This is a genomic window from Halorubrum sp. AJ67 (assembly GCF_000513435.1).
In genome coordinates, this window is sequence record NZ_CBVY010000010.1 from 76,456 (window position 1) to 79,094 (window position 2,639).

At 69.0% G+C, this 2,639-nt stretch carries 3 protein-coding genes and 1 pseudogene; 1 reads left to right on the forward strand and 3 read right to left on the reverse strand.

Features of this window, described 5'->3' with window-relative positions; all coding sequences use genetic code 11:
* Positions 1-736: pseudogene (locus BN903_RS09755) on the reverse strand (DUF5784 family protein); the annotation flags it as partial.
* Positions 737-861: 125 nt separating this feature from the next.
* Here BN903_RS09755 and BN903_RS16775 point away from each other — a divergent pair.
* Positions 862-1,029, forward strand: a complete 168-nt coding sequence (locus tag BN903_RS16775; RefSeq protein ID WP_004599209.1) for a DUF5786 family protein — start codon at positions 862-864, stop codon at positions 1,027-1,029.
* An 83-nt stretch (positions 1,030-1,112) separates the two neighbouring features.
* Here BN903_RS16775 and BN903_RS09760 read toward each other — a convergent pair whose 3' ends face one another.
* Positions 1,113-1,793, reverse strand: a complete 681-nt coding sequence (locus tag BN903_RS09760; protein WP_048077550.1) for a hypothetical protein — start codon at positions 1,791-1,793, stop codon at positions 1,113-1,115.
* A partial coding sequence (locus BN903_RS09765; RefSeq protein ID WP_048077551.1) for an NADH-binding protein occupies positions 1,790-2,639 on the reverse strand: 850 nt, incomplete at its 5' end. The genes BN903_RS09760 and BN903_RS09765, both read right to left, overlap by 4 nt.

Here is a 2,639-nt window from a genome sequence, read left to right on the forward strand (position 1 = left end):
CCCCGTGTCGGGGTCCGTCGCGCGGAAGTCGAGGGAGTGGCCCGTCGTCACTTCGATTTTCGGGGGGTCACTCCGTACCCCGCCTCGGTGAGAATCCGGGCGGCGGTGAACTCGGCTATCGTCGCGCTCATCCGGACGAGGTCCAAGGAGGCGGACGTGCCGAGCTTCCCGGCCATCGTCTCGCGGTAGTCGTCGAGGACCCCCGGCCGGAGCGTCTCCTCGACGAACCTCGTGCCGTCCTCGCGGGTCGCGTCCGGGAACCCGGCCGCGTGGTCGCGGAAGAACGCCCGGCTCGTCTCCGCGCCGTCCTTCGAGCAGAACACGGGGAGGAAGTACCACGAGACGTGCGGGTAGTCGGCCAGCCACGGCTCGTCGTCGTGGAGCGCGGCGAGCAGCTCCCGCTGAGCCCACCGCGAGACCGGGTACGGGGCCTCGTCGAACCCGTACTTCTCCGTCCGCCAGAGCTCGCTCGGCGTCTCGGTGTTACCCAGCCAGTATCCGACGGGCCCCCGTCGGTGCCGGGCGGAGGGTCGGCGTCGTCGTCGGTCCAGCAGAACAGCGCGGACGACCCGTCGTCCATGTCGAACCGACGCGCCTCGTAGCCGGGCGGCGGCGCGAACCACGGGTCGCCGGCGGTCGCTCCGAGGTTCTCGTCGAGGGGATGACCGATCTGGGACCGGACCCGGTCCGCGGTCCACCGGCCGGGGGAGCGCCTGAAACGGAGGGGTTGTGCCACAGACGTTTGGTATCACGCCGCGAGGTTAATCGATTCCGGTGAACGGGACCGAACCATCAGCTTTTATGACACATTAACCGACAGATATATTACAGAAAACAGCCAAGTGGTGTTGTACCATGTCAATGGGTGCCTATGACGAGGCCGAACACGAGCGTCGCGAGAAGAAGACCAGCGAAGTCGACGCCGACTTCGACGCGGAGCGGCCCGAGTACTCCGGTTCCCTGACCTACGACTCGGGCGACTCCACGGAGGCACTCCTCGACAAGTTCGAAGAGCTTCAGGGCAAGTGACGCGGCCGCGGCGACGCCGCGCCTTCTGACTCCGTTCTCGAACGACGCCAGTGGCGACGCTCGCCGGCAGCGACTACAGCGAATCAGCTGAGCCAGATCGCCGCGGAACAGACGATCGCGACCGCGATGACGTGGCCGACGACCGCGCCGAGCAGCACGGGTTCGGTGAGCAGGAACGGGACCAAGGCGAGTTGGACGAGCGAGAAGCCGATGTTCTCGGCGTCGAGCCGTCGGACCGTCGCCCGCTCCTCCGGCGAGAGGTCGACGTGGACCGCGCGCCACAGCGCGACGACGGCGCTCCACCACGAGGTGCCGATCCGGTACGTCAGGTCCCAGAGGACGAGCAGCGTGAGGTAGACGACGGGAAGCGGTGGATTCGGGCCGAAGAGTCGGTCGATGAGCGTCGGTCCCGCGGCCCCGTCCCACGCGAACAGGTACGTGATCAGCGCGATGAACGCCAGCACGCCCAACACGATCTCGATGCTCGATCCGAACAGCAGACGCTTGTGTTCCGGGGGCGTCCCGAGCAGCCGGTTTTTCGCGCCCAGCCGGTGCATCTCGACGCTCCCGACCGCGGCGACGACGACGGCGACCGTCCCGGCGGCCACGGCGTTCCACGTCCCGTAGTACCAGCCGAGTCCCACCACGCCCGCCTCGAATATCACGAACTGGAGCGCGACCGCCAGCGTCCGCGAGATGCCGAGTCCGGGGATCCCCCCGACGAGGCTCTCGTACACCCACGTCTCGCCGTAGTCGGGGCTCACGGCGAGACCCCGGGGAGCGCGCTCAGCCGCGACCCCTCGGCGTTTCGCGAGTCGGTCAGCGCCCGCGCGACGCCGAGTTCGAAGGGCGTCAACTCGACCGACACGAACTCCCCGATCCGATCGTCCTCGACGATGACGGTGTTCCGGAGCCCTTCAACGAGCGACTGAGCGAGGTACGGGTTCACGTCGGTGACCAGTCGGAGCCACCGCGCCGACAGCCCGGGACTCAACACGGGCACCCTGACAATCCGGAGCCCGCCGCCGAGCTGGCGTCTCGTCCGGCGGAGTATCTCGGCGTAGGTCAACACCTCAGGGCCGCCGATCTCGAACGTCTCGCCCGCGGTCTCGGGGACGTCGAGGACGCCCGCGAGGTACGCGACCACGTCGGCTATCGCGATCGGCTGGCACAGCGTGTCGACCCACTTCGGGGTGACCATCACCGGGAGGCGTCTCGCGAGCCCGGCGATCACCTCGAAGCTGGCGCTCCCGGCGCCGATGATGATCGCGGCCCGGAGCGTCGTGAGCGCCGGGTCGCCGTCCGCGAGGATCCGCTCCACCTCCCGTCGCGACCGGAGGTGTTCGGAGAGTTCGTCGCGGTCCTCGCCGAGACCGCCGAGGTAGACGATCCGGTCGATCCCCGCGGCCGACGCGGCCGCGGCGAAGTTGGTCGCGCAGTTCCGGTCGCGCTCCTCGTAGCCTGGGCCGCCGTCCATCGAGTGGACGAGGTAGTACGCGGCGTCGACGGTCTCTCCGTCGAGTTCGAACGCGGGCGGCAGCGTGTCCGGTTCCAGCAGGTCGCCCTCGACGACGGCGACGCCGTCGGGCGCTGCGTAGCCGTCGGCGTCG

Coding starts and splice junctions, on each gene's coding strand:
- BN903_RS16775 (WP_004599209.1), top strand. CDS start 862: ATGGGTGCCTATGACGAGGCCGAACACGAGCGTCGCGAGAAGAAGACC.